We start from the raw sequence: 24,567 nt of genomic DNA on the forward strand, positions 1-24,567 counted from the left end.
AACTTATTTCAGGACAAGACACTCTTAATAAACACTTAAAGTTAAGGTATCTATACTCAATAATCCTATAAGAAAATATTGGCAAACAAAGGAGAGTGAAATGTTACAAGACAACCATGAACGTTATGGCACGTTAACACGCGTTTTTCATTGGGCAATAGCGGTAATAGTACTGCAACAGTTTTTCAAATTTGCAGATCGCATCAATGATGGCGAACACTGGTTAGGTGACACATTCGGTCCCTGGCATGTTTCAATGGGTGCGGTGATTTTAATTCTGACTATCGCCAGATTGCTATGGACGTTAAAGCAAAAACCACAGCGACCAGTAAACCCTGGCCTGGACGGCGTTATTGCCAAAATAGCGCATCGCTTGATGTATTTTTCAATGCTCGTTATGCCTTTTCTGGGCGCATTTTACATTCATGGTAAAGGCTACCCGGTCAAAGTCTTTGGTTATGAACTGATTGGCAAACCAGCAGATGAAGTACCGTGGGCACTCGCACTGGGTGAATGGCACTCTCCTTTTGCTTTTTTATTGGTATTTCTGGTTGTCGCCCATATCGCCGGGGCGTTATATCATCACTTTATCCAGAAAAATGATTTGTTAAGACGCATGGCTGGTTAACAGCGGCATAAAAAAAGCCTTGCAGCTTATAAACCTGCAAGGCTTTTTTATGACATTTAAAATTTATAACTGGCTTAATTGCTCAACTATTTTGCCCGTTAACTCATTATCACTTTCTTCAGCTGCCATGCGTTGTGCCTGTTCAAAGGATTCACGAGCTTGCTGCGGCATTTCCAGGGCTATATATAAACGGCCAAGATGATAATGGAATAATGCAATAGCATTGTTACTTGAAGCTGCTTTTTCCAAAGCCGGTCTGGCATCGTCATAATTACCCAGCTTGAAATTCACCCAACCAAAGGTATCCGCAAAATACGGTTGCTCTGAATCACGGAAACGGCTGGATAACGTGAGTGCACGTTGCAGGTTTTCCGGTGATTCAAATTGTTCTGATAACAAACTCGCTAAGTTGTTCGCAGCAACATCAACGGAAGGGTCTCGAGCGATGACCTCTTCATAAAGCACACGCGCTTGTTCAAAGTTACCTGCTGACTCATAACTCGAAGCCAGTTGCATTGAAAGAATATTGTTTTCAGGATTCGCTGCAAGCCCCCGTTTGAAAGTTTCAATGGCTTTCTCGCTGTTTCCCTCACGCGTATGAAAGTCAGCGATAAAACGATAACTTTCAATCCAGCCAGGATGTTGTGAAGCACCTTGCTCAAGGGTCTCAAGAGCCTTTGTATTATCTCCGGTATCACGATAGACACTTGCTAAAGCAGCATATCCATTAATCTGTTCAGGATGATCGCTAATATGCTGGCGCAAGTATGTGACTGCGGCTTCATGCTGCTCGACTTTCATATGAGTTGCGGCCAATCCTTGTAAAGCTGGATTCAGACCTGGATTTAACTCAAGCGCCTTTTCAAACTCTACAATCGCCAGCGTGTAATCTTCCAGTCCCTGATACATCTGTGCACGTAACAAATGATTGACGGCCGAATCCGTTTCCAAACTATTCAGCGTATCTTCAGTTCCTGCCCAATCCTGTTTAAGCATTCTCAGTTGAGCAAGCGCCTGTAACAAGTCCTGATTTTTGCTATCTCCTCGTAAAGCATTCAACAGTACCGTTTCTGAACGGTCCAAATCATTATCACGAATCATCATCTGTGCTACAGCAAGCGCTGCCTGAACATTTTTTGAGTTTGCTGATAAAGCTTGTCTGTAACTGCTTTCTGCCAATTGTTCAGAACCAGAATTAGCATAAGATTGTGCCAGCAGCACCAATGCCTCATCGGCATTAGGATTGTTTCTGACTAAAATTCGAAGATTACTGATTGCCGCATCGTATTTTTCGCCTCTTAACTGAAGTTTGGCTTTAAGTAACAATGCCATTTCATTTTCGGAGGACTCTGCCAACACTTGATCCACAATGGTTTCAGCCTCATCAAAATTACCTTTAGAGGCTTCAATAGAAGCCAGGTTGATCTGGGCTCTGAAACCACCTTCACTGTTTGGCTCAGCCTGAATGATGGTTTTCAAATCGTCTACTGCTTCGGATGATCTTCCTTGTTGAATAAGCATTTCTACGCGTACAAAGCGATATTCAATATTATCCGGTTCTTGTTGAATAAATTTATCCAGTTGATTTATCGCCTCGTCGGCATTTTGAGATTCGAGCAACTTGATATACACCAGTTTTGCTTCTGTATCTTGCTCATTCGCCGCAATAAATTTCTGTAATTCAGATTTGGCATCTTCATAACGATTCAAGCCATCGCTTAGTAATTTCACTAAAGAAAATACAACCCAGCTCTCTTCCGGATAATCCACCATGATCTCACGGTACAGACGTTCCATGTCCTGATAGCTTTTTTGTTCATCATAAATTGCCAACTGAATCATTTTTATTGGCATCGCTTCAGGATGAACTGCTAACGCTTTTTCTGCTGCACTCAGCGCGTCAGGATACTGTCGCAATTCTTTATAAATCATTACCTGGTAAGAAAGTGCATCCAGCGATTTCGGATCAATTTCAAGCGCCCTATCAATATCTTTTTGCGCCTGGCCAAAGTTTTGCTGCTTCATAAATGCATTCGCACGCAATAAAATTGCTTCGATATTATCCGGTTCAATGGCGAGTACTTTTTCAGCACTGCTCAGTGCTTCTTCAATTTGCCCGGTAACCACCTCCATCTGACCTAATTTAAGCATGATTTTGGGGTTATCTGGATCTAATGATTGAGCAGCACGCAGATTGGCATACATCTCTTTCCATTTTTGGTTCTTTTCATCTATTAAAGATAGCTGATAATAAGGTTCTGCTTCGGTTGGGTTAATTTGAATGGCATTGCGGAACTCTAAACGCGCTTTATCATATTCACCTTCAGACATCAGCGCCTTACCGCTCTCGATAAACTTTTCGGCTGACTCCTCAGCAGAGCCACAAGCCGTAACAGCTGTCAGCAAGGCCATGGCAATAATGGATTTTTTTAATGTTTTCATAGCGATCATCCTGATTTAATCTGCAATATATCTTTTTAATTCCGGACCCGTCTGATCCATCAATAATTTTATTCTGGCATCGGCATCTTTCAGCGTCTCTCCGGGAGAGACTGGAGTGACATACCTCACAAGCGCGCCATCGGTACGGTTTTCAAGAATCGCATCATTAAAAAGATACCACTTATTTGAATACTCATTAGCGATGATACGCCCCCTCCCCTGGAACCAATAATAAACCAGCTGTTCCTGATCACCATTTTTAATGACAACGCGGTTTATGGGGTGGCCATTAACTTCATCTCGCCTGAAGTCTGCGATCTCCCAACCGCCTCCGGGGATACAGACCCTTGGCGAATGTGGCGAGACCCCTTTACGCTGGGTTTCATAATAGGCCACATAGAGATTCACCACATTTCTATCAATACCGGTGTAATTAACAAACAGGTAATCACTCATTCCCAATTGATCAATGACTCTTTCATCAAGTTTGTCATGCTGGCCAATCCAATCAGTAAACTGCAAAGGAAAGCTGATAAAGCCTTCGTGTGCAGGCACCTCTTCCTCCCGGTTATCCACAAACTTTGTTGAAAACAAAGCGATAATTAAAATCAAAATGACGACAATAAATGGTTTATAGGAATAGGGTTTACTATTAATGCTGAACATATTATTCGAAGGGGCGTGATCGACAACGCCAAATAATTGTGACAACGTCTTGCGGCTTGGCGCTATTTTTTCCAGCAATACCACCAGCAAAAACAGCAAGGCAGCGCACGCCATAAAGATGATCCAGCCTTCAAAGTCATGCAGAAAACCTTCTGCCATTGAAATGCCCCAGTTATCCACCATGACGCCGATAACACCAATACGGAAACTGTTCATTAAAATTGTGATGGGGATGGTCATCAAAAACACGGTGGCGCGTTTCCAGAAAGCAGCCTGATAAAAATATGCCGCGATAAAGCCGAGACTCATCAGCGGAAACAGATAGCGTAAACCACTGCAGGCTTCAACGACCTGAAGCTTGTAAACACCCAGATCAATAATATTACCTTCCAGAAAAACCGGTATCTGGAACAGGCGAATGACCTGCACACCTATCCAGGATGAGAAAAGCTGTAATTTTGCGGTGAGTAAGACTTCAACAACATAAGGCAAAGGAATGGCAAACAACAGTAACAAAATAGGAACATAGGTATATTTTGTTGCTTTACCGACAGTTATCATTGAAAGGCCAAGCAAAACTAATATGAATGAGTATTGTATTAACAAATAAAGCGCGCTGATTTCACCTACAAAGAAAATACCCAAAGCGATAAAGATCAGTACAACACCTGACCACATTGGTGGCCCCATTGCGCCACTTATCAGGTGACGTTTTTCCCACAGGATGAACAGGGTAACCAACGGGATCAAAAAACCATGACTGTATTCTTCTTGATTACTCCAGCGCGAGACAGCCTCGGAAAGGCCCGACCAGTAGGCAATAAATGCCAATGCCAGTGCTAGGATAAACATCCCTGTCATCTTAATATTTAACAACTTTGCGCTCCATCCGGTATATGTAATTCACATTCAAATCAGATTAACTTGAATCTTTGTAAAACGCTACTCAAACGCAGTAAAGTTATGATCTTGGCAGGGAAATTTTTAAGTAGCAATTCATTTTGCTTTTGTTCAAGCTGGGCCTGGAATGTTAATAATCTGGCAATAGCCGACATTGATAAATACCGTATTTCTGCACCATTAATAATAACGTCTTTACCACTCAATAATGCGGATTGCAGTACATTTTCAAACTCAATTGCCTGCCCTGTTTTAATGCTACCTTTAAATGTAACTGTGAATTTATCCTGTTGCGGTAACGTATCAGCAAAAACTTGGCCATTGCCAATATCTTCTTTTTTAACCAGTCGTCGAGAATAAACTGCCAAGGGCAACGTTTGTGTCACCAACATTTTTATAAACCTTAAGCCATCACCAAGATAGCGTTTGTATAATTTGGGTTCCTGTTTAATCCGCCATAACCACTCGAAACCGTAACGCTGCCACTTATCAGGCGCACGCTGCACATTACCCGCAACAAAATTAATGACCGCTCCCAGGTGACTGATTACCGGTGCATTCAACCTACTGCGATTATGCATAATCCACCGTTGACCTTTTTTCGCACCAAGTGCTACCACTATAAAGTCAGGCTCACAGTCATTAATGTGGTTAATAATATCTTCTGTGCTCATCTCTTCAATTGAAACAAAACCGGGATCATAAAACCCACAACTTTCCATACCTTGACTGGTTTTGTTCAATTCATGGTGAGCTTTTTCAGCGATGTCTGTTTCACCACCAAAGAAAAACACACGGATTTTATTCTCTCGTGGCTGAGCAGACAAATATGCAAATAGATCCGAGCCTGCAACACGTTCATATATAGGTAAATTAAGAAATTTGGCAACCCAGATTAAGGGCATCCCATCAGCAACGACCAAATCACTTTGTATCACCGAATTATAAAAATCCGGATCATCCTGGGCCATAACAGTAAAGTTAAGGTTCGGAGTAGAAAGAAAGCATGGAATTTGCCGGTCAATGGATTTGGAAATAATGTCAGCAGCATCGCTTAGTGACACAGCATCAAAAGGAAGTCCCATGAGGCAATATTGATTTTGATCAGCAGCTAGATGGAATTTTTCGCCAGATGAATTCATTGTGAATTTCTAATGTTAATTGATGACTGAATTAACTTTAAAAGCCTGGCGACGTTTTTATTCAATAAAAACTCATCTTCGACTCTTTGTTTACCCCCCGAAATAATCCGTAATCGCGTATCAGATGAATCCATTATCTGGACTATAGCTTTTGATAATTCGATATCATTTTCTGGAGGTACGGTTAATCCAGACAGGTTATTTATAACAAGCTCCGGAATACCTGAAAGTTCTGTCGAAATCACCGGCACTTCACAAAGCATGGCCTCCATCAGCACAACAGGTATCCCATCCATATCACCGTTACTATCTTTTTTGCATGGCAATACAAATACATCTAAACCACTAATAAATTTTGCAACCTGATCATGAGGCAAAGCGCCAACAAATTGAACGGATTCTTCGGTTAATGCAAGCGAAGCTACCTGATCTTTGAGTGCCATTTCCAACGGTCCGTTACCAGCAATTTTTAAACTAACCTTTCGTCCATCTTTAATTAACCCAGCAATAGCACTGATTAGTGTATCAATACCTTTCTTTTCAACCAGACGCCCAACGGTACCAATCGTAAAAATATCATTCTTTTGTGATGATTTAACGGGAGGTTGCCAACTTTGGTCTACCCCACAGCGAACAATTTTTATTTTATTGGAGTCCGCCTGAAAATTATCAAGAAACTGTTGATTAAAGTTTGAAATGGTGGCAAAAAAAGCAGATCGTTCAACTTTTTGTTTGAGTAACCACCCTCTTTCGAATAAATCATTGGCATGAGCCTGTACACTGAATTCGATACCGGCTATCGGGGCTGCGTACATCGCAATATCAGTAGGAATATGGGCAAAATGAACATGCAAATGCTGGATTCGGGCTTGTTTTAATTGTTTTGCCAGCGTTGCCGCATAAAAAAAGCGATAACCAAGACCAAAAGCAGAACGTGAAATCAGGCCTTGCCTAATCACATCGACTGAAAGTCTGCCTATTGCTTTCAGATAACCAACAGCATTCGTTGCTAACATGGCCAAGTTATCTAATAAAACCTGTCTTTTTGAAGTTTCATACAAATGAAAAACTTCATTTTTTAATTCTGAAAGTGATGTCTCTGCAGCAATGTGTATAGGCCTATGTACAGAAAAAGGCTTAACGTACACGCCCTGTTTGCCTAGCTCTAATATTTCGTTATAAACAAATGTAGCAGAGAGAGCAGGTATTTCTGGAGCCAAATAGGCAATTCGTAATACAGATTCAGCCTTATCAGGCATAATTCTGATTCCAAACACTGGCCTGTTGAGCATTCAATGCATCTGTCGCTTTGGTTTTGCCTTTCAATAAACATTGCCACTGATATTTATTGATAAAACTAACAAGTTTTTTATCTTCAAATCGTGGTTTGCGTTGCAGCATGCTTTTAACATACCCCCACCACATGGCAGCGCCTCCCAGAAAATACGGAGGATGCAACATCCTAAATACTGAAGAAGCGGTCATGTAGGTTAAACCTGTGCCCATAAAATATTGACCAAACCCATGCCGCATACGACCGGTAAAAATTCCTTGTTGACTCGACCCCATAGGTCGCAAATGAATAAACCGTAAGTCAGGCTCATCCCAACTCACTGCAATCCAGCCAAGTTGGCGACATTTATGACAGTCAATCCCATCCCACATGACCTGACGAACAAATCCACCAATCGCTTCAAAACAGGTACGTCGATAAAACTTGGTCATACCGACCGACATTTCGTCACCACATTTTTCGCTAATTAACTCGCCAGTTTTTTTATCCTTGAAATAGGCTTTACCACTGCAAGTCCCAATACGGGGGTTTTGTTGCATGCGCTGAATCAAAACTTCGAAGTATTTGGGTGGCAAGTCCAGATCCAGGTCAAACTTACAAACATAATCAAATTGAGAAACATCAACCTGATCGTAACCATGATAAAAAGCCTCAATAACACCGGGGCCTACACTACGATGACCACGATTTTCACGGGTAATAATTTTTATAAACGGATATTGTTCAGCATAATCAGCCAATATCTTCGGTGTTTCATCAGTAGAGCCATCATCAACAATTACCCATAAATTAGGCTGAACGGTCTGTTTCACCACACTATCCAGAGTGATACGCATGTATGCGGCTTCATTTCGACAAGGAGAAACCAAAAGATACGACATAAAGCTTTTCCTTACTCAGTGTTATTTATATTCGATAAGCTGGCTTCTAAGTCCAAGCTTTTTGTTTTTGACAAACTGCAGCATGCCTATCAATTGTGGCCATTTGCCAACGACATTGGACACAGCATAAGCAAAAGCCACTTTAACATCACTCAAACGACGGCGATATCGTAAAGTTAACCTGATAATCTGCAGTGGATAAACCAAAAAAAGCACAAGCATCCAAGACACTTTTATTGACATCACAATAATTGCCAAAGGCAGCAGAAAAGACCAGAAAAGAATGCTCAGGCACTCAGACTGTTTAAATTTTTCGGAGGACTTACCATGTAATGCATATCCCTCAGCATAAGCATGGCCAGCTCGTTGGTTGCGTTTCCACCACTGACTAAAGCGCGTCATTGCGGCATCATGCAAAGTCATTTCAGCATCTATCCGCATAATTTTCCAACCCAATTGACGCATTCTGCAACACATTTCGGGCTCTTCCCCGGCAATCAAACTATCTCGATAACCATCCACCGCTGTTAAAGCAGAAACACGAAATAAAGCATCGCCACCACAGGCTTTGGCTTCTCCGATCGGAGTGTCCCATTCAATATCACATAATTGGTTGTAGATAGTCGCTGTTGGATAACGTTCTCTTCGTCGACCACATACTGCGGCAAAATCCTGTTGTATTGATAAAAATTCAAAAGCTACATCTAACCAAGCGCGCTGCACTTCACAATCGCCATCTACAAACTGTACGTAATCCAGTTGTGGATTATATTCAAGTAAAGCCGTCAGACCTGCATTACGAGCCCTTGCGGCTGTAAAGGGTTTTGTCATATCCAGTTCAACAACCCTAACACTCATTTCCAGTGCCATTTGAACACTACCATCAGATGAACCAGAATCAACATATACAATATGTTCGATATCATCCCGCAAGGATGTTAAACATTGCTTCAGGCGAAGGCCTTCATTTCGGCCGATAACGACTGCCCCAATGTATGAATGGGCAGAAATCGGCTCAGACACTTGGTATATCCTTAGCCGTGGTACCAATAATTTTAGCGGGTATTCCAGCGACCACGGCATACGCGGGGACATCTTTAACAACAACTGCATTAGCGCCTATTAATGCATGTTCACCAATTGTAATAGCACCGATAATTTTGGCGCCTGCACCAATATCAACATGGCCTTCAATAACAGGAGCCAGACCATCTTTATGACTAATACCTATAGTAACCTGCTGATGAATAAGGCAATTCACTCCAATTTTTGACAAAGGATGAATAACAATTCCATTTGGATGTGGAATAGACAATCCTCCACCAATCTGGATATTAATGGGTATATCTGCTCCCGTTATCACTGACCAGAAACGGTAGCGAAGCACTGCCAGCTTTTTATTCAAATTGGCGAACAAACCTTTTTTGCTTAGGTTTCGCTGATAATCACGAATACTTTTTAATAATCTTCTTGCAGGCGACCAGTAGGTTTTTATACGCTCACGTTCCCAATCGGCGACTTCAGATGAGATCATGTCGAGGAACCCACTTTTTGTTTATTTAAAGACAATGAAGCATCAATACTTTGCGCTTTCTCTTTATAGTTTTGAAGGTTTAGCTCCACCCCCAGTACCCCCCCTAATGATGCCAAATCCTCATTAAATATTTGTGTCAGTTTTTGCGTATGTTGTTCATCTATTAGTGGACGACTTTTTAAAGTCAGTTTATTTTTCACCGCATCACGCAACTTTTGTGGAATAAAATGGCGTCGCATCCAGGCTAAAACAGGATTATTGACGACTAGTTCATAACCATTAAACCGCCGAAGTCGCTGACTTGAGACATTTTGCTCCGGTAGATCTTCATACCAAATAACTGGCTTGTTATAACCCAAAAACGTTGTCACCTTTTCCAGTTCATATTGCGGCCGAACCCTAAAAGCTTCAGAAAATACAATATGAATATTCTCTGCACCATATGCATCAATGAATGGTTCAAGCTGCATTGAATAACGGCTGTAATTAATAAGCTCATCAAATTCATCAATTGCCTGATTAATATCGGTTTTGATTACATTCTGAGACCACTGATGAATATAGTGTGAGATTAAACGTTCTATTGGATGGCGAATAACATAAATTAGTTTTAATGTAGGCAAATGGGCCTTCATTCGCTCTAAAGTCAGGGGGTAGTCAGGTAATTTTGTGTAGTGCGTACTTGATTCCCCACAAATATCATCTTTACTCGCCTCAGAGAAAAGGTTGCAATACCAACTCAAACCCAAATTATAGACGTGATCATCACTGAAATAATTTGGCTCTTTCGGGGTCGACATGAAAAAACCCGGCTGCAATGCCAGTTGCTCGTGCAAAGTGCTCGTGGCACTTTTCATCGCACCGATAATAATGAAATCAGGTTTTTTCATAGTTATCGGGATGAGTATAAGGTTTGACCGGTTCCAAGAAATTTATCCACGTATCACACCATTGTTTTTCAGCAATATTAGATTGGTACTTTCGGGAAATGATCGATCTGAAATAAGCAATTATCGCCCCCAGGGTCCAAAGTAAATTAGCTGCCAGCAATCCGCTGCGTCCGTATAAAAGGTAAAAGTAACGGGTACGGGATTCATAAAAGTATCTTGGCAAACGTTTACGTAATTTTGCTTGCGTCTTGAGAGGAGAGCTACCTCCACGAAGATGAACAACATGCGCATCAGGATTATTAAGGATCTTCCATCCAGCCTTAACTGCACGATAACTAAATTCAACATCCTCGTAATACATAAAAAACTCGTCATCCAATAACCCAATCTGCTCAATCACTTTTGCTTTTATCAATATGCATGCAAAACTTGTCCATTGATAAAAACCAGGTTTATTAATCACAGGTTGTGCAACAACAAACTTAGAAAAAATCTTCGTTATAATACTTGTACTGGATGCTTTTATTAATTCGCTGATTGGTGAATGAAACCGGAAACAACTCTCTTGAGGGGTAGCGTCCACCCCTTCTAATCTTGGACTTACCATTCCAATTGCAGAATTTCGTTCAGCGGCTTCTAAAAGCAACTTTATTGCTCCATCACGAACAATTGTATCGCTATTTAGTAATAAATAGTTCTTCGCTTGAACAGAACCTATTCCAATATTGTTGCCACCAGAAAATCCAGTGTTATGTCCTACATCAATTAATTTTACCCAACTTGCCGCATGATTTTCCTGTACCCAAATATTGAAGAGGTTTAAGGAATTATCTTTTGAACCATTATCAACAACAACGACCTGCATTGAATTAGCATCGATTTCAGTTTTCAATGATTCTAATACGGCTTTTACAAGCTCAGGAGTCTTGTAATTAATTATAACTACAGCAAGAGTCAGCAAACTAAATCCTTTATTTAATTACAGACCTGTCGATCTCATTCATTTCCTTACGTACAGTCATTGATTGATTGGTGAGATTAAACCAACGTGATATGCGTTCACGAATCACTAAAGCAAGACCATATCTTTTAATGGAAAATTGTAGCTTATAAAGCTTGTTTTGAACTTTCAAATAAGCTTTTTGAATTAATGAATTACTAAAATCTCCATAATTACTTGGTTCATATTTAAGACTTTCAAGAACATTACTCACCTTACTTTCAACCTGTTTCACTTCATTTTTTGTAAGTTTTCTTTTCCATTGATATATAAGATTTACATCAGGTTTTTCGTATGTTGAATTTTCATGGTAATTCAACATTGAATCTGCGTATGGCACATTACAAAATTCACAGATTTTTTCTAATATAGTTTGCGGATCGGAAATAAGATCTTCAAAGTAGATCTCGATATATTTATTTTCTGACAGCTTCGGTTTCAGCTTAGTCCAAGATCGCTCAGTCTCGATCCAATGATCAACACCATAATAAACATTGCCCGCCCAGCCCATACCTATACTTGATCTAGCAACATCACGCGGATCACGAATTAAATGAATGTACTTGGCAGTAGGAAACCATTTATGAATTTTGTGAAAATGCCTGTGGACATTTAAAGCCAAAACATTTCCTTGAGTTGATACTTGTTCAACAAAATTGGAAGTTACTTCAGAATATGTCTGCAACTCATCAGAAATAATTATTTTCTTTGAATTAAATATTCTATGATTTTGTAACCAATCATAATACTCTTTAAGTTCAGGTGGCTCGCCAGATTCATTAACTTTATCAAATAAAAAATCGAATTCCCCTGGATTATCGATGTTGGGGTGCGCATTCAGCATTAAATGCAGTAAAGATGTACCCGATCGCAGAGCTCCACATACAAATACCAAATGATTATCCACTAGACCGTATCTCCAGTTTAGCTCGGTTCGATTAGCTTGACGAACCGATAAGAGCTGATTCAAATTCTATAACTGAATTTTCCCAAGAACATTGTTTCGCAGATAAAAATGCATTCTCAGAAACAGTACCCCATTGTTTATTATCCATTTTTATTATCTCAATAATTGCTTTGGCAATTTTATCAGGTGAAAAATCGTCTAATAAATAACCATTTTTGGAATTAATCAGTGAAGTTGCTGCACCGGCAGGCGTGGCAATTACGGGGGTTCGACAGGCCATTGCCTCAAGAATTGGCAATCCAAACCCTTCATTACGACTTGTAAATAGCCATGCATCACATTTAGCGTAAAGTTCCTTAATCATTGATTGCTCAGGACATAGGTAAAAATCCGAATTGCCAGGTAAAGGACAGTTAACATTAGCTGGTTTAGAAGAAAAAACAATTATCTTCAGTTCAGGATAACTGTGCCTAACGATATCTATCGCCTTTACAGCTAAATCAGTACCTTTAAAGGCCCTATCTGAATACATAAAACCAATAGTTGGTGCAGTTTGTTTTGTTCTTATCGGCGCATAAAACTGGCTAGTATCAACCCCATTTAAAACTACCGCATCTACCAAGCAGTTTTCTAACTTCAATAGTGAATCTGCAATCCATTCTGAAACAACTATTTTCTTAAAGGGAAGTTTATAAGAACCTTTTACAATCTGCTTAGGTAACCAATCATGCATTTCATAATGCTGAATAAAATAAAATTTTTCTCCTTTATCTGGACTAAGATCTTTAATCCAGGCCGTTGTCATCCAGAAGGTAGCAATTATCACATCAGCATCGGGAACCAAATCATCAGTCAACTCATCATAAAAATCAATCATCAACATATCTGCTTTGCCATGATCAAAAAATGGACTTTTATTAATCTCTTCAGAATTAGACGATATGATTTTCTTATATAAATCCTTACATTTTCTAAAGAAAGTTTGCTTAACCGCACGCGGAGATTTAGGGTAGATAATGCTTATCTGATGACCTCGTTCGGCTAAAAGTTGAGCATAAATACCAACCACTCTTACTCCACCAGTAAGATTTAACTCTGGGAGAACAAAACTTACCCTCAATGTAATTCCTTTCTAAATGCTTAATAATTAATGCTACAGTTCGAAATTAAAAAAATAATTTTTTAATTTGACAAGAAATCTATTCCGGTAATGAATCCATATAACATTCCAAAGCCATAGTTTGAGGCAAATCCACATCATCAAAAGTAATAATTTGACCAGGCTCTACCTTTCTAATGACAGGTGTATTTTGCAATAAACATATAGGTACAGCTTTATTATGATTTTTAATCTCTAAAACATAACCACGTGTATCAAATCCACCTGCACCATGCAAGATTGTATCACCAGGATTTAATTGTCTTTTCGCTACAGCTCCTGCAGTTATAGTTGGAAATGAAGAGTTATTGATTAATATACCTTCGCCATTTATTACACGACGAAATGTATTTATTACTTCCAGATGTGGAATATGGAAAGGTCGTACAAAAATATATGCAGTTTTTTTTGTTGTTTTTAACCTGCTTAATGCCAAATATCCCGGAAGCAAATTCGCTTCTTCATGATCTGCTAAAATTAATACACCAGGCGGTGCACCATTACATAATAAATAATCACTCACTGGTGCCCCAAGAGCTTTAGCTGCATCAACCAAATAATCAAGGTCTTCTAACTTTTTAACCGTTGCGCCTATCATCCCTTCTTTTGCAATTGCTGCCTTTAATCCATTAGCCACAAGTGCCTGCTCTATCTGGAGTTTGGTACCATCTGTAAATGACGTAACCTGAGATAAGGTAAGGTTTTGTTTTTTTGCCCAGTATTCCATTTCCTCTTCTATTGGATTTGGATTCAGAAATCCTTTTAAATTTATATAAGCTAAAGGTTCACACCCCATCCCTTCAAGCTCTTGTTTTAGCCTTGCTAAACAACCAGGCTGATCACCGTCAGCTTCACTAATAGATACACCGCGCTTAATAAAATATGAAGCTGATGTCACTTGAAACTCAGCATCGATGGTAATAATTTTCTTATCTGTTTTAGCAACTTCAGAAATGACTCTGGTGGCATGTAAAACATCACCTGAACACTCAAGAATTAGATCAGATTCATCAATCAGCTCTTGAATGGATTGTGTATATAAATCTTGGGGCAGTTGGGGTAAGGCATTAAAATCAAGCTTTCTGCGAGTTAATATTTTTGATACCGCCATATCGCTGGATTTAAGTAGCATTCTTGCAACACCATACGCAATAAAGCCGGTACCAACGATACCAATCTTTGTTTTGGACTCCATCCCCTTTCCCCCAAGATTACAAAATTTGCATCATTGAGATACACTAACTCATTTACATCATTAATGGCTAGAGTAATTTACAACAAAGCAAAACTATTGCTTACTTTTTTGATAAAAACTAATAAAATTATCTCATAAAAAAAGAGCTGAAACATTATCAGAAGAAAAGACATATATATTTTAAGCAACAATTTACAGCTCGGGTTTTTAGAAGCTAATAACTCGATCATCTACGTAATTGCTTGGTGAAGAAAGATTAAATTATAAAGAGCATAAACTTAATCAAATAAAGGATAATCAATAAATTAAATCAACATCAAATACATATTCATAAAATAATCGAAATTATATTGGGTAAGTACTGATAAAAAATTAATCACGATTAGATATTAATAATAAATTTATAATATCAATAAAAAATACAATAATTAATATATAAAACAGCAGATAAAATAGCACTATTATATTTCTTAAAAAGTTAGAATTTAAGCTTAATTATATTTAAATTTGATAAAATTAATATTTTTAACGCTTCAAAAGTATATGTTTTCTTGAATAAGATTTTCAACGCATATTTCTTTGATGTTGAGTAGTTTTTGCCATTGAAAGCCCACCAAGCCCATTTAAGATACATATCATTAGTAGTTATTGGGTTTATGTTAGAATCATCAGCAAAATCTGGTCTTGGAACATTCCTTCTTTCACATGCAGCATAAACGGCTTTCATAGCATTGCTTTTTTGTTCTGCTCTAGCAGAATTCCCCATACTATCAGGATGCATTCTGTATAAAAAACATACTTCATTTATGTTTTCAAGCTTACCAATCTCTGCAAGCCTTAATAACATATCTAAATCCGGTGCTTGCTTAAATTCTTTTCTATAACCCGAAACCCTTATTAAAGCTTCTTTTCTAATCATTGCTGATGGATGAATTATCGCACCACCTCTACATGCCATATGCTCATTATCTATATTTTCATGACCGATAATTTGAAAAAGACAATTTATTCTATCCCCTTCAGGTCCAATGAGTTCAGAAAGAGTACCTACAGCTACATAATCTTGATTTTTATCTAAGAACTCGACTTCTTTCTCAAAACGATTAGGTAGACTAATATCATCTTGATCCATCATGGCAATATAAATGCCACAAGCTATTTCTACCCCCTCGTTAACTGTATCAGAATATCCCTTATTAGCTCTGCTTATAAGCTTTATTCTCTTATCCCTTCTTGCATATTCCTCGACAATAGCTTTAGAGTTATCAACTGAGCCATCATCAATAATTATAAATTCAAAATCGCTATACGTTTGACCTAAAATCGACTCAATAGCCTCTCTTAAATAGAGTGAACCATTATAAACAGGCATCACAACAGAAATTTTAGCATCCATTTTCATGTCCTTAGGCGGCATTAACATATATATCTTCAATAAAAGTAATTGAATTCATTAAAAATGTAAATATTTTATTCTTACCTAAACTGGTTGTAATACATCGGCATACAAGAAAATAGAGAACTTTCAGCCTTGATAAAAGGTTTAGTATATATATGCGAAGAACTTTTCGAAAAGGATTTTTTATAGGAAGTGTTTAAACAAAAATTAGAAGTAAATACTCTTAACACGCAATACCTAGACTTGAGGTAAAGAATTTAGAAGTTAAGCGAAATGAAGTCTCTTTACAGTACTCACACATGTTTAAAATAATTTAAAAAAGATAGAATTATTATTTTTATAGCTTCGATACTATATCCTCTTTTGAATAAAACTTTCATAGCATACTTCATTGAAGTTGAAAAGTTTTTCCCATTGAATGCCCACCAAGCCCATTTAAGATACATATCATTTTCAGTTATAGATTTTAAATTTGGCTTTGAGGTAAGCTTTGGCTTTACAATATTTCTTCTCTCACATGCTGCAAATACTGCTTTAAAAGCATTACTTTGTTGTTGTGCTCGAGCAGAATTTCCAGCGCTATCGGGATGAACTCTATGCAAAAAACAAACTTCGCTTATATTTTCTAACTTACCAATCTCAGCGAGTCTTAGAAACATGTCAAAATCCGCTGCTTGATTATACTCCTTCTTATAACCAGAAATTTTCATCAAGGATTCTTTTCTAATCATTACTGATGAATGCATTATTGCCCCCCCCTTACCTTTCATATGTTCATTATCTATATTCTCATGTCCAGTAATTTGGAAAAGACAACTGATTCGATCACCCTCTGGGCCAATTAACTCAGGGAAAGTACCGACTGCAACGTAATCTGGATTCTTATCTAAAAAATTTACCTGATTTTCAAACCGATTAGATAGACTAATATCATCTTGATCCATAATAGCTATATACTTACCACTTGCGATTGTAACGCCTTCATTAAGGGTTTCAGCAATACCTTTATTTGGTCTACTTATTAATTTAATTCTTTTATCATTTTGTGCATATTCTTTAATAATTTCGCTAGAGTTATCAATTGAACCATCGTCTATAATGATAAATTCATAATTCTTATAAGTTTGATTTAAAATCGATTCGACAGCTTCTCTTAAATAAGTTGAGCCGTTATAGACAGTCATCACAACAGAAATTCTTGCCTCCATTTGTAATTCCTTATAAAAAATTTAATTTAATAAAGTATGAAACCCCAAATATTATTGAAATAATTGGCAAAGAAAATATTTCCTTTTTCACATCGAGTAATTTTTCTTTATACATCATGTAAGATGTGGTTGGTATCGCAACTAAAGAATTTAATGCAATAGCATAAATAGCCCCTTTAATTCCAAAAATTTTATAGGCTAATGGCATTGAAATAAATAAAAACACCGTTGATAGAAAAATTAATATTGCATTACTTTTTGAGTTTCCTCTAGCCATAATGCATGATCCAGCGAGGTTATAGCCTAAAAAAATTATGGAGATTGATAAGATTTGAAGCATCCACCCTGCTTCAACATATCTTGAATCGTATAAAATATTAATTATTAAATCGCTTGAGATATACATTATCCCGCCAACGATAAATGCCACTATATCTACTCGCAACCGTAGTCGATAGTATATTGATTTTAATTGTTGGGGTTTTTCCCTCGATATTTCACTTAACATAGGATAAAAAACAGAGTTTACAAGTTGCTTTAAGGTGCTTTGCATAGCCATTGATAAAAAAAACGCAATACTATAAATACCCAGCATTTCCGATGTTACCCAAGCACCAAGAAACAATCTATCACCCTGCGATAATAAAAAACCTAGAATTGAACCCAAAAAAATCCATTTACCGAAATGTATAATCTCCCATAAATGATTTTTATCCAGCTTGAATTTACACTGTTCGCCTAAGCTTCTATGGTGTGACAATAGCATTTTAATGAGGGAGGTCACTAATCCCGCCAAAACTAATACCCATATTTCACGCCAGAACCAGGCCACTGAAACCATAACAATCAAACCAATTGTCTGACTGAACAGCTCAATTGTTATGACCTTACTTACCATTAGTTTTCTGTTAAGCACGAAAAGATTAACAGAATTAAAACCAGCCAATACTGCAGTAAATGACATAACGGCAAGAACGTATGGCAATACCGGATCTGCATAAACTGAATTATCAGGAAAAAAATTATTTTGCTGGGCTGCACCCAAAGCAAAACTAATTAGTAGCGCAAACAAGAAAATAATCAAACCGCGGATAATCTGCACACTCCAAGCAGTATTCAAGAAGCCCTGCTCTTCTCCCTTTTTGCTTTGAACTATGTTTTGTTGTAACCCAACATCAGAAAACATCGCGATCCCCATTATAAAAACAGTGACCAGCGCCATTACCCCAAACATATCTGGAACCAATAATCGTGTCATGATCAAATTACTGGCTAAGCGGAGAATTTGTGACGTCATATGCCCTGCAAATACCCATGAAGTAGATGCTGAAACACGCTTTTTTAGTGATAAATTTTGCATGGTAGCTTATCAGTTTGTTTGTTAAGATGAAGTTTTGAAAAATACTGTGGAATCATGCCTGAATACATTCAAACGCTCATAGTTATAACGGTTCTCACGGTAATTACATACAGTCTGATGAATAAAGCACTGGCTGGTAATTTCGATATTAAGCACCTTAAACAGTGGCAATTCTCATGGTTTTTAATGCTGTACGGTGCGATTTTACTTAAAAACTTATGGTTTATTGCAGCAGCGGTTTTCATTGTTGCGAATGTAAAAATACCAGTTAAATCCGTACAACGTGTTTATTTTTATCTGGCATTAATATGCACGTTACCACTTATCAGTGTTCAGATACCTGGTTTTGCGGGAATTAAGAATCTTTTTCCATTAAGTTATACAAACTTGATGATTATGAGTTTATTGCTACCATTATTCTTCAATTTAAAATCACCACAAAAATTATTTTCCATTCCTACTGATAAATTCATATTTTCATTTATTGTTTTACTATCATTATTGCAATTCAGGGATAACACTATAACCAATGCAGGTCGTGAATCCTTTCTATTATTTATTGATATTTTTGTTCCTTATTTCGTTATTACAAGATTAATTAATACACCTGAACGTCTTAAAATGGCGCTTACCGCGTTGTTTATTGGCATAATTCCATTTGCAGCACTTGGAGTTTTTGAAGTCATTACTAATTGGTTAGTATACATTCCGATGATGAGAATGCTGGATGATACAACAGCTAATCTATACAGAGATATCCGAGGCGGTGGCGTCAGAGCTTCTCTATTGATGGGACCTATTGTAGTTGGTTATACCATGATTTATGCAGGCGCCCTATTACTATACTTGCAACACTTTATAAAAAATAGAAGATTAGTTTTTATTGCTTTCAGTATTATTTTTCTTTGTTTACTTGCATCAAAGTCAAGAGGTCCATGGATAGGTTTCGCTCTAATGATAATGATGTTTCTGTGGACGGGTAGGGATGGATTCAGCAAGCTTGTTAAATACGGTATTTTAGGAGTATTACTATTAATATTAGCAAGCCTAACACCTGCTGGTAGTAAATACGTTGGTCTTCTGCCATTTATAGGTGACGAAAGAACTGATACTTTTGATTACCGAGTGCGACTTATTGAAAATTCAGAGATTCTTTTTAAGAAAAACCCTTTATTTGGTGATATTAATTTTAGAAGCACCCCTGAAATGGAATCTTTACGCCAAGGTCAAGGCATAATCGACGTCGTCAATACCTATATTGGGATATTATTGCCTTATGGACTTATAGCTTTATCTCTATTTGTTGGCGTATTTTTGTTTCTGATGTTTCGGTGCCGAAAAATCATTAAAAGACCTGATATTGATATAGAATCGAAATTGATGGGAAGAATTTTTATCAGCTGCATTGCTGGTGTAATGTTTACAATATTCACTGTGAGTTCTATCAGCTATATACCAACATTCTATTGGGTACTTATTGCATTGTCCTCTGCTTATATTAATATCAATAAAACTGCTAAAGTTGGATTAAATCATGAATTATCATAGAAGAAAGGTTCTTAAAGTTGGTTTGGTCAGTTTGATTGGAATAAGTTTATTAAATACCAAAACTTTTTCTTTTTTTAAAAAAGATGATATCGCTTTAAAGACCATTGGTAAAAATAGTTATCTTGTTGATGGTTGGGTTATTTCAAAAAATGATCTTAATAAAAGAGAGTTTTCATGATTATTGATTTTAATAACGATTCTCATAAAAATACCAACGAATATGACTACTGTATCTCTGGTGCTGGAGCTGCAGGCATAGCATTGGCTCTTAGACTTGCTGAAAGCGGTAAACGAGTAGCACTTTTTGAAGGTGGAGATAGAGAATACTCACAAGTCTCACAAGATATTTATAAAGGTAAGGTTACAGAACAAAATCCATATTGGCTGGATTTGTATAGACTGCGTTTTCTAGGCGGCACTACTAACCATTGGGCTGGAAGATGCAGGCCGTTTGTGGAATATGACTTCGAAGAGAAACAAATTAATGATCTCCCTGGCTGGCCAATTAGCTTCGAAGAAATGAATCGTTTCCTACCCCAAGCAAAGTCAATATTAGAATTAGAAGAAATTGACACATTTAAGATTGTTGAAAATACACATATCGAAAGTGAGTATTTTGAGCCCGATGTGTCTGCAAGCAGTTCGATAAGGTTTCGTGACAGATTTTCTGAAGAGCTTGAGCGGCATTCAAACGTTGATTTATATTTAAATGCCAATTTGGTAGATATCCAACTCGAAGAAGATCTATCTACAATTAAACACTTTGTTATACAAAACTATAACCAGAAAAAACAAAGCTTCACTGCTCCCCATTACATAATAGCCATGGGTGCAATTGAAAACGCGAGGATTTTATTAAATTGTGACTCGCAGATATCTTCAGGAATCGGCAATCAAACTAATATGGTTGGTAAATGCTTTATGGAGCATTTAAATATTCGGTTAGGTGAGTTTGTATCTAACAAGGCCAGTTGGGGTGAATCACAGTCAATGCAGTTTATGACCACACCTAAACTAGCAAAAGAAATGAATACAGGCCTTAGCAATATCACCTTTGGTACTGTTAGACAAATAAAGGCTTATGGTCGAACAGCTGAAATAAAAGCATTATTTAATAAGCTTTCATGTCAATTGGGGGTTTCTGAACATTTACAGTTTTTGTATGAACACGACTGTATCGGTGAGGGTGTCATATCAACGTTATGTGAACAATTTCCATTCAAAGACAGCAAGTTAGCTTTAATAGATGAGAAAGATAGTTTTGGGCTAAGAAGAGTGGAGTTAGATTGGCACTTAAGTCAAAACGATATTGATTCTATTCGTAATATGAGTATAGCTATTGCTGAGGAGTTTGCTGAAAACAATTTAGGCCGCGTTAAATTGAGCTCATTTATAACAGATTCTTCACAAAAAATAGAAATTTCAGGTCATGCTCATCAAATGGGCACTACACGAATGTCAGCCTCTGAAGAATTTGGTGTAGTCGATGTAAATTGTAAAGTACATCAAACCAATAATCTGTATATAGCTGGCAGTAGTGTATTTTCAACGGGTGGGGCAGTTAACCCTACAATGCCGCTTTTACAGTTGACTTACAGATTAGCTGAACATCTGACTTCAATTAGTTAGTACGTTCATCCCTGAAAAACTAAAGCTACTTTTCAGATGAAATGAACTTTAAAGCAATTTTTGCTGGAATATATACCCGCCAAGTACTTCCCCAATAATATGGCAACCTAATGGTGTAAAGTGTCCATGGGATTTTTCATGATATATAAGGTTGCCAGCTTCAGCTGATTTTTGAAGCTCGACCAGCGGACTGACAACTTTAAACTCATCACGTAAAAATTCATTCAAACTGGGTTGAAAATCAACTCGCGTTTTTCTTGTTGGTATTTCAAGAATTAACAAATTCGCTTGATTATTATTAGCAACTTTTTTAATTTCTTTTAACAGTAATAATGATAAAACTTCTTTTCGGGAAGGCTGTTTTCTCTCAACTTCTTTAGCAACTTCAACTGTGGCCTGTGGCTTTTCAGGCGGGTCATTACGTTTTACAAGCAACTCTTTAATGGTAGCTGCAGCCCACCCCCTGAACCAATTATAAAAATGGCTTTCACCAGCCAACCAGCGATAAAAACTAAACTGATATAGAAATTCACGGATTTCAATACCTGGTAGATAAGTTTCACTGTTGCGAACGAGTTGATTATTCTCAACTTTAAACAAGTTAGACCGAATATTATCATCTGGATCCGTATCATGCCAGGTTACCAGAACTAAATCTGGTTGATACTTAATACCTTCGTTCTGCAACATTAATAACTGTTCTGCAGTACCATAGCCAGAAACCGATAAGTTAATAATCTCGACATCCTGACCAAGAATGCCCACTAATTCTCGTCTCATAACCTGGGTGAAAGTGTCTTCTAATTCGACTTCATAGCCCATTCCAAATGAATCGCCCAGGACAACGATTCTTTTCGTTCCCTCAGGCTTTTCATACGGATATTCAACATCTGAACGTATGCCTTTCGAATTTGTACGCATGATCACTTCAAAATCAGGTGATTGATGTTTATACACCTGATTTGGCATATTGACTCGAATACCGAAATCACCTGCTTCAACATAGCGAGGCAAAATGGGTTGCGGTTCAAATACACGCATAAAAGCTTCAGCCGCAACAAATATCCAAATAAATATAAAAATATATTTAAAAAAGATTTTCATATAATTAAAAGGCAAAATAGATAAACTCCTGCCCGCCTGATGCGGCTAGGACCAGCAATGCCATAATAATGTAAACCCATATATTAAGTCTGATAAACCAATGCCAGTTCTGCATGGGGGTTAAATTATTAGCTTTGTATTGAAAAACCTGGAAGATTATCAAAAACCAGGAATAAAAGAGCAGTGTTTTTAATAGTTCCCATGTCTGGGGTGTGGTGAGAGGATTAAAAATAATTCCTTCCAGATAGCTGATAATCGTTGCTGGACTGTCAGCCCGGAAGATTAACCAACCAATACAGGTTAACTGGAAAAAGAAAATTATCATTAATATTTTTTTCCATTGTGGATAATTCCCGCTCATTTCAGCATCAATTCCTAATGCCCTATATATTGCGAGTAAAGCTCCCTGATAAAAGCCCCAGATTACAAAAGTCCAAGCAGCTCCATGCCATAAGCCTCCTAAGATCATTGTTAACATCAAATTTCTGTATGTCAGGAGTGAACCTCGACGGTTTCCCCCTAATGGAATATAGAGATAGTCTCGTAGCCAGGTAGAAAGACTAATGTGCCAACGTCGCCAGAAACTGGATGGATCAGTTGCAAAATATGGTAGGCGGAAATTAACCATCAGGTTAAAGCCAAATAATTTCGCTGTTCCCCTGGCTATATCGGTGTAACCAGAAAAGTCACAATATATTTGTAAAGCAAATGCATATAAAACAATTACCAGGCTTAAACTGTCGGTCGGTGGTATAGCCCCTGCTGATCCTCCTGATGCATAGTATTCAAATGTTGGATTAACAATCTTTGCCAGGTTATCCGCAATAACCAGTTTCTTGAATAACCCCCAAAATATCAGCCAGATGCCCTCTCTAATATCAGACCACTCAGGGGTTGGCCGGGTTTGCTGAAACTGGGGTAAAAGAAGTTTCCCTCTCTCAATAGGACCTGCAACAAGTTGAGGAAAGAAAGAAACATACGCTGCAAACTCGGTTAGTTTTTTGGACGCTTTTATCTCACCCCGATATACATCAATGGAGTAACTCATCGTCTGGAACGTATAAAAAGAAATACCAACCGGTAAAATAATGTCTAAAGTGAATGCCCCTGGGGTATAACCAAACAGAGATTCCGACATTACAACAAAGCTATCAGCAAAAAAGTTAAAATATTTAAAAAAGCCAAGTATTGCTAAATTTGTAGCAATACTTATAAATAAAAATACTTTCTTTTTATTATGTTGGATAAATCCAGAAAGTTGAGAATAGAGAATATTAGCTGCAACAACGACTACTAAAGTTGCTATAAAAACCTGCCACCCAAGGGAACTGGCTAACAAGTTTGACCAGTCAATAGTGAGCCTGAGAATATTTAAATCAAAATTGATTGCATCATACTGAATAACCAGGAATATCAGTGCTGAGACAAGCAAAGATGATGAAACTTTTAATCTATCTTTTTTAGATATTTCACCCTCGTCAATCATCTGAGCCATGCAATAATCGACTGCAGTAGATAAGACGATTAAAAACAGGAAACGAACGTCCCAATAACCATAGAAAAAGTAACTTGAAATAACAATCAGTGCATTTTGAGCAAATAATTGTCTTTTAAGAACCCAGTAGGCAATTAAGACAATAAATAAAAATATTGCAAAATCAAATGATGTAAATAACAAAGG

General features: G+C 37.6%; 21 protein-coding genes. 4 read left to right on the forward strand and 17 right to left on the reverse strand.

The window, feature by feature from the left end; all coding sequences use genetic code 11:
* The first annotated feature begins 100 nt into the window (after positions 1–100).
* The gene (locus tag B2337_RS10980; protein ID WP_292414753.1) at positions 101–628 is read left to right on the forward strand and encodes a cytochrome b; all 528 of its coding nucleotides are present in this window, start codon (positions 101–103) and stop codon (positions 626–628) included.
* Between the two features lie 63 nt (positions 629–691).
* Here B2337_RS10980 and B2337_RS10985 read toward each other — a convergent pair whose 3' ends face one another.
* The 15 genes from B2337_RS10985 to B2337_RS11055 all read right to left on the reverse strand — a co-directional run bounded on the left by B2337_RS10985 (position 692) and on the right by B2337_RS11055 (position 18,605).
* A complete protein-coding gene (locus B2337_RS10985; protein WP_292414754.1) occupies positions 692–3,070 on the reverse strand; it encodes a tetratricopeptide repeat protein in 2,379 nt (792 codons plus the stop codon).
* Positions 3,071–3,085: 15 nt separating this feature from the next.
* Positions 3,086–4,588: a VPLPA-CTERM-specific exosortase XrtD gene (gene xrtD, locus B2337_RS10990; protein ID WP_292414756.1), complete on the reverse strand. Its 1,503-nt coding sequence runs from the start codon at positions 4,586–4,588 to the stop codon at positions 3,086–3,088.
* A 62-nt stretch (positions 4,589–4,650) separates the two neighbouring features.
* Complete coding sequence (locus B2337_RS10995) at positions 4,651–5,778, reverse strand: WecB/TagA/CpsF family glycosyltransferase (RefSeq protein WP_292414758.1); 1,128 nt, start codon at positions 5,776–5,778, stop codon at positions 4,651–4,653.
* Positions 5,775–7,037: a glycosyltransferase gene (locus tag B2337_RS11000; protein WP_292414759.1), complete on the reverse strand. Its 1,263-nt coding sequence runs from the start codon at positions 7,035–7,037 to the stop codon at positions 5,775–5,777. Before B2337_RS11000 ends, B2337_RS10995 begins: the two co-directional genes overlap by 4 nt.
* A complete protein-coding gene (locus tag B2337_RS11005) occupies positions 7,030–7,953 on the reverse strand; it encodes a glycosyltransferase family 2 protein (protein ID WP_292414760.1) in 924 nt (307 codons plus the stop codon). The genes B2337_RS11000 and B2337_RS11005 overlap by 8 nt, the downstream gene beginning before the upstream one ends.
* 21 nt (positions 7,954–7,974) lie before the next feature.
* On the reverse strand, positions 7,975–8,976 hold the full coding sequence (locus B2337_RS11010; protein ID WP_292414761.1) for a glycosyltransferase family 2 protein: 1,002 nt from the start codon (positions 8,974–8,976) through the stop codon (positions 7,975–7,977).
* Positions 8,969–9,487, reverse strand: coding sequence for a serine O-acetyltransferase (locus B2337_RS11015; RefSeq protein WP_292414763.1), 519 nt, complete (start codon positions 9,485–9,487; stop codon positions 8,969–8,971). Before B2337_RS11015 ends, B2337_RS11010 begins: the two co-directional genes overlap by 8 nt.
* Positions 9,484–10,377 (reverse strand): sulfotransferase family protein, encoded by an 894-nt coding sequence (locus tag B2337_RS11020; RefSeq protein ID WP_292414764.1) that lies wholly within the window; start codon positions 10,375–10,377, stop codon positions 9,484–9,486. Before B2337_RS11020 ends, B2337_RS11015 begins: the two co-directional genes overlap by 4 nt.
* A complete protein-coding gene (locus B2337_RS11025) occupies positions 10,364–11,338 on the reverse strand; it encodes a glycosyltransferase family 2 protein (RefSeq protein ID WP_292414765.1) in 975 nt (324 codons plus the stop codon). Before B2337_RS11025 ends, B2337_RS11020 begins: the two co-directional genes overlap by 14 nt.
* A 10-nt stretch (positions 11,339–11,348) precedes the next feature.
* On the reverse strand, positions 11,349–12,284 hold the full coding sequence (locus B2337_RS11030) for a sulfotransferase family protein (protein ID WP_292414767.1): 936 nt from the start codon (positions 12,282–12,284) through the stop codon (positions 11,349–11,351).
* Between the two features lie 31 nt (positions 12,285–12,315).
* Positions 12,316–13,353: a glycosyltransferase family 4 protein gene (locus tag B2337_RS11035; protein ID WP_292414768.1), complete on the reverse strand. Its 1,038-nt coding sequence runs from the start codon at positions 13,351–13,353 to the stop codon at positions 12,316–12,318.
* Positions 13,354–13,483: 130 nt separating this feature from the next.
* Positions 13,484–14,638: a hypothetical protein gene (locus B2337_RS11040; protein WP_292414769.1), complete on the reverse strand. Its 1,155-nt coding sequence runs from the start codon at positions 14,636–14,638 to the stop codon at positions 13,484–13,486.
* 478 nt (positions 14,639–15,116) lie between these two features.
* A complete protein-coding gene (locus B2337_RS11045) occupies positions 15,117–16,034 on the reverse strand; it encodes a glycosyltransferase family 2 protein (protein WP_292414770.1) in 918 nt (305 codons plus the stop codon).
* A gap of 296 nt (positions 16,035–16,330) precedes the next feature.
* The gene (locus tag B2337_RS11050) at positions 16,331–17,245 is read right to left on the reverse strand and encodes a glycosyltransferase (protein ID WP_292414771.1); all 915 of its coding nucleotides are present in this window, start codon (positions 17,243–17,245) and stop codon (positions 16,331–16,333) included.
* Positions 17,246–17,255: 10 nt separating this feature from the next.
* Positions 17,256–18,605: an oligosaccharide flippase family protein gene (locus tag B2337_RS11055; protein WP_292414772.1), complete on the reverse strand. Its 1,350-nt coding sequence runs from the start codon at positions 18,603–18,605 to the stop codon at positions 17,256–17,258.
* Between the two features lie 117 nt (positions 18,606–18,722).
* Here B2337_RS11055 and B2337_RS11060 point away from each other — a divergent pair, with 117 nt between their 5' ends.
* The 3 genes from B2337_RS11060 to B2337_RS11070 are packed head-to-tail and all read left to right on the forward strand — an operon-like array spanning position 18,723 to position 21,782.
* Positions 18,723–20,153: an O-antigen ligase family protein gene (locus tag B2337_RS11060; RefSeq protein ID WP_292414773.1), complete on the forward strand. Its 1,431-nt coding sequence runs from the start codon at positions 18,723–18,725 to the stop codon at positions 20,151–20,153.
* Positions 20,140–20,331, forward strand: coding sequence for a hypothetical protein (locus B2337_RS11065; protein ID WP_292414774.1), 192 nt, complete (start codon positions 20,140–20,142; stop codon positions 20,329–20,331). The genes B2337_RS11060 and B2337_RS11065 overlap by 14 nt, the downstream gene beginning before the upstream one ends.
* A complete protein-coding gene (locus B2337_RS11070; protein WP_292414776.1) occupies positions 20,328–21,782 on the forward strand; it encodes a GMC oxidoreductase in 1,455 nt (484 codons plus the stop codon). Before B2337_RS11065 ends, B2337_RS11070 begins: the two co-directional genes overlap by 4 nt.
* Before the next feature lie 48 nt (positions 21,783–21,830).
* Here B2337_RS11070 and B2337_RS11075 read toward each other — a convergent pair whose 3' ends face one another.
* Complete coding sequence (locus B2337_RS11075; RefSeq protein WP_292414777.1) at positions 21,831–22,901, reverse strand: SGNH/GDSL hydrolase family protein; 1,071 nt, start codon at positions 22,899–22,901, stop codon at positions 21,831–21,833.
* Positions 22,891–24,564 (reverse strand): MBOAT family O-acyltransferase, encoded by a 1,674-nt coding sequence (locus tag B2337_RS11080; protein WP_292414779.1) that lies wholly within the window; start codon positions 24,562–24,564, stop codon positions 22,891–22,893. The genes B2337_RS11075 and B2337_RS11080 overlap by 11 nt, the downstream gene beginning before the upstream one ends.
* Positions 24,565–24,567 lie beyond the last annotated feature (3 nt).

Source organism: Methylophaga sp. UBA3192, assembly GCA_002363955.1.
GTDB lineage: Bacteria > Pseudomonadota > Gammaproteobacteria > Nitrosococcales > Methylophagaceae > Methylophaga.

Excerpts from the sequence above, each read along its gene's own strand:
- B2337_RS11045 (WP_292414770.1), bottom strand. The coding sequence starts at position 16,034 with ATGGATGCTAAAATTTCTGTTGTGATGCCTGTTTATAATGGTTCACTC.
- B2337_RS11000 (WP_292414759.1), bottom strand. The coding sequence starts at position 7,037 with ATGCCTGATAAGGCTGAATCTGTATTACGAATTGCCTATTTGGCTCCA.
- B2337_RS11055 (WP_292414772.1), bottom strand. The coding sequence starts at position 18,605 with ATGCAAAATTTATCACTAAAAAAGCGTGTTTCAGCATCTACTTCATGG.
- B2337_RS10985 (WP_292414754.1), bottom strand. The coding sequence starts at position 3,070 with ATGAAAACATTAAAAAAATCCATTATTGCCATGGCCTTGCTGACAGCT.
- B2337_RS11015 (WP_292414763.1), bottom strand. The coding sequence starts at position 9,487 with ATGATCTCATCTGAAGTCGCCGATTGGGAACGTGAGCGTATAAAAACC.
- B2337_RS11070 (WP_292414776.1), top strand. The coding sequence starts at position 20,328 with ATGATTATTGATTTTAATAACGATTCTCATAAAAATACCAACGAATAT.
- B2337_RS11065 (WP_292414774.1), top strand. The coding sequence starts at position 20,140 with ATGAATTATCATAGAAGAAAGGTTCTTAAAGTTGGTTTGGTCAGTTTG.
- B2337_RS11040 (WP_292414769.1), bottom strand. The coding sequence starts at position 14,638 with ATGGAGTCCAAAACAAAGATTGGTATCGTTGGTACCGGCTTTATTGCG.
- B2337_RS10980 (WP_292414753.1), top strand. The coding sequence starts at position 101 with ATGTTACAAGACAACCATGAACGTTATGGCACGTTAACACGCGTTTTT.
- B2337_RS11050 (WP_292414771.1), bottom strand. The coding sequence starts at position 17,245 with ATGGAGGCAAGAATTTCTGTTGTGATGACTGTCTATAACGGCTCAACT.
- B2337_RS10995 (WP_292414758.1), bottom strand. The coding sequence starts at position 5,778 with ATGAATTCATCTGGCGAAAAATTCCATCTAGCTGCTGATCAAAATCAA.
- B2337_RS11005 (WP_292414760.1), bottom strand. The coding sequence starts at position 7,953 with ATGTCGTATCTTTTGGTTTCTCCTTGTCGAAATGAAGCCGCATACATG.
- xrtD (WP_292414756.1), bottom strand. The coding sequence starts at position 4,588 with ATGTTTATCCTAGCACTGGCATTGGCATTTATTGCCTACTGGTCGGGC.
- B2337_RS11060 (WP_292414773.1), top strand. The coding sequence starts at position 18,723 with ATGAATAAAGCACTGGCTGGTAATTTCGATATTAAGCACCTTAAACAG.
- B2337_RS11020 (WP_292414764.1), bottom strand. The coding sequence starts at position 10,377 with ATGAAAAAACCTGATTTCATTATTATCGGTGCGATGAAAAGTGCCACG.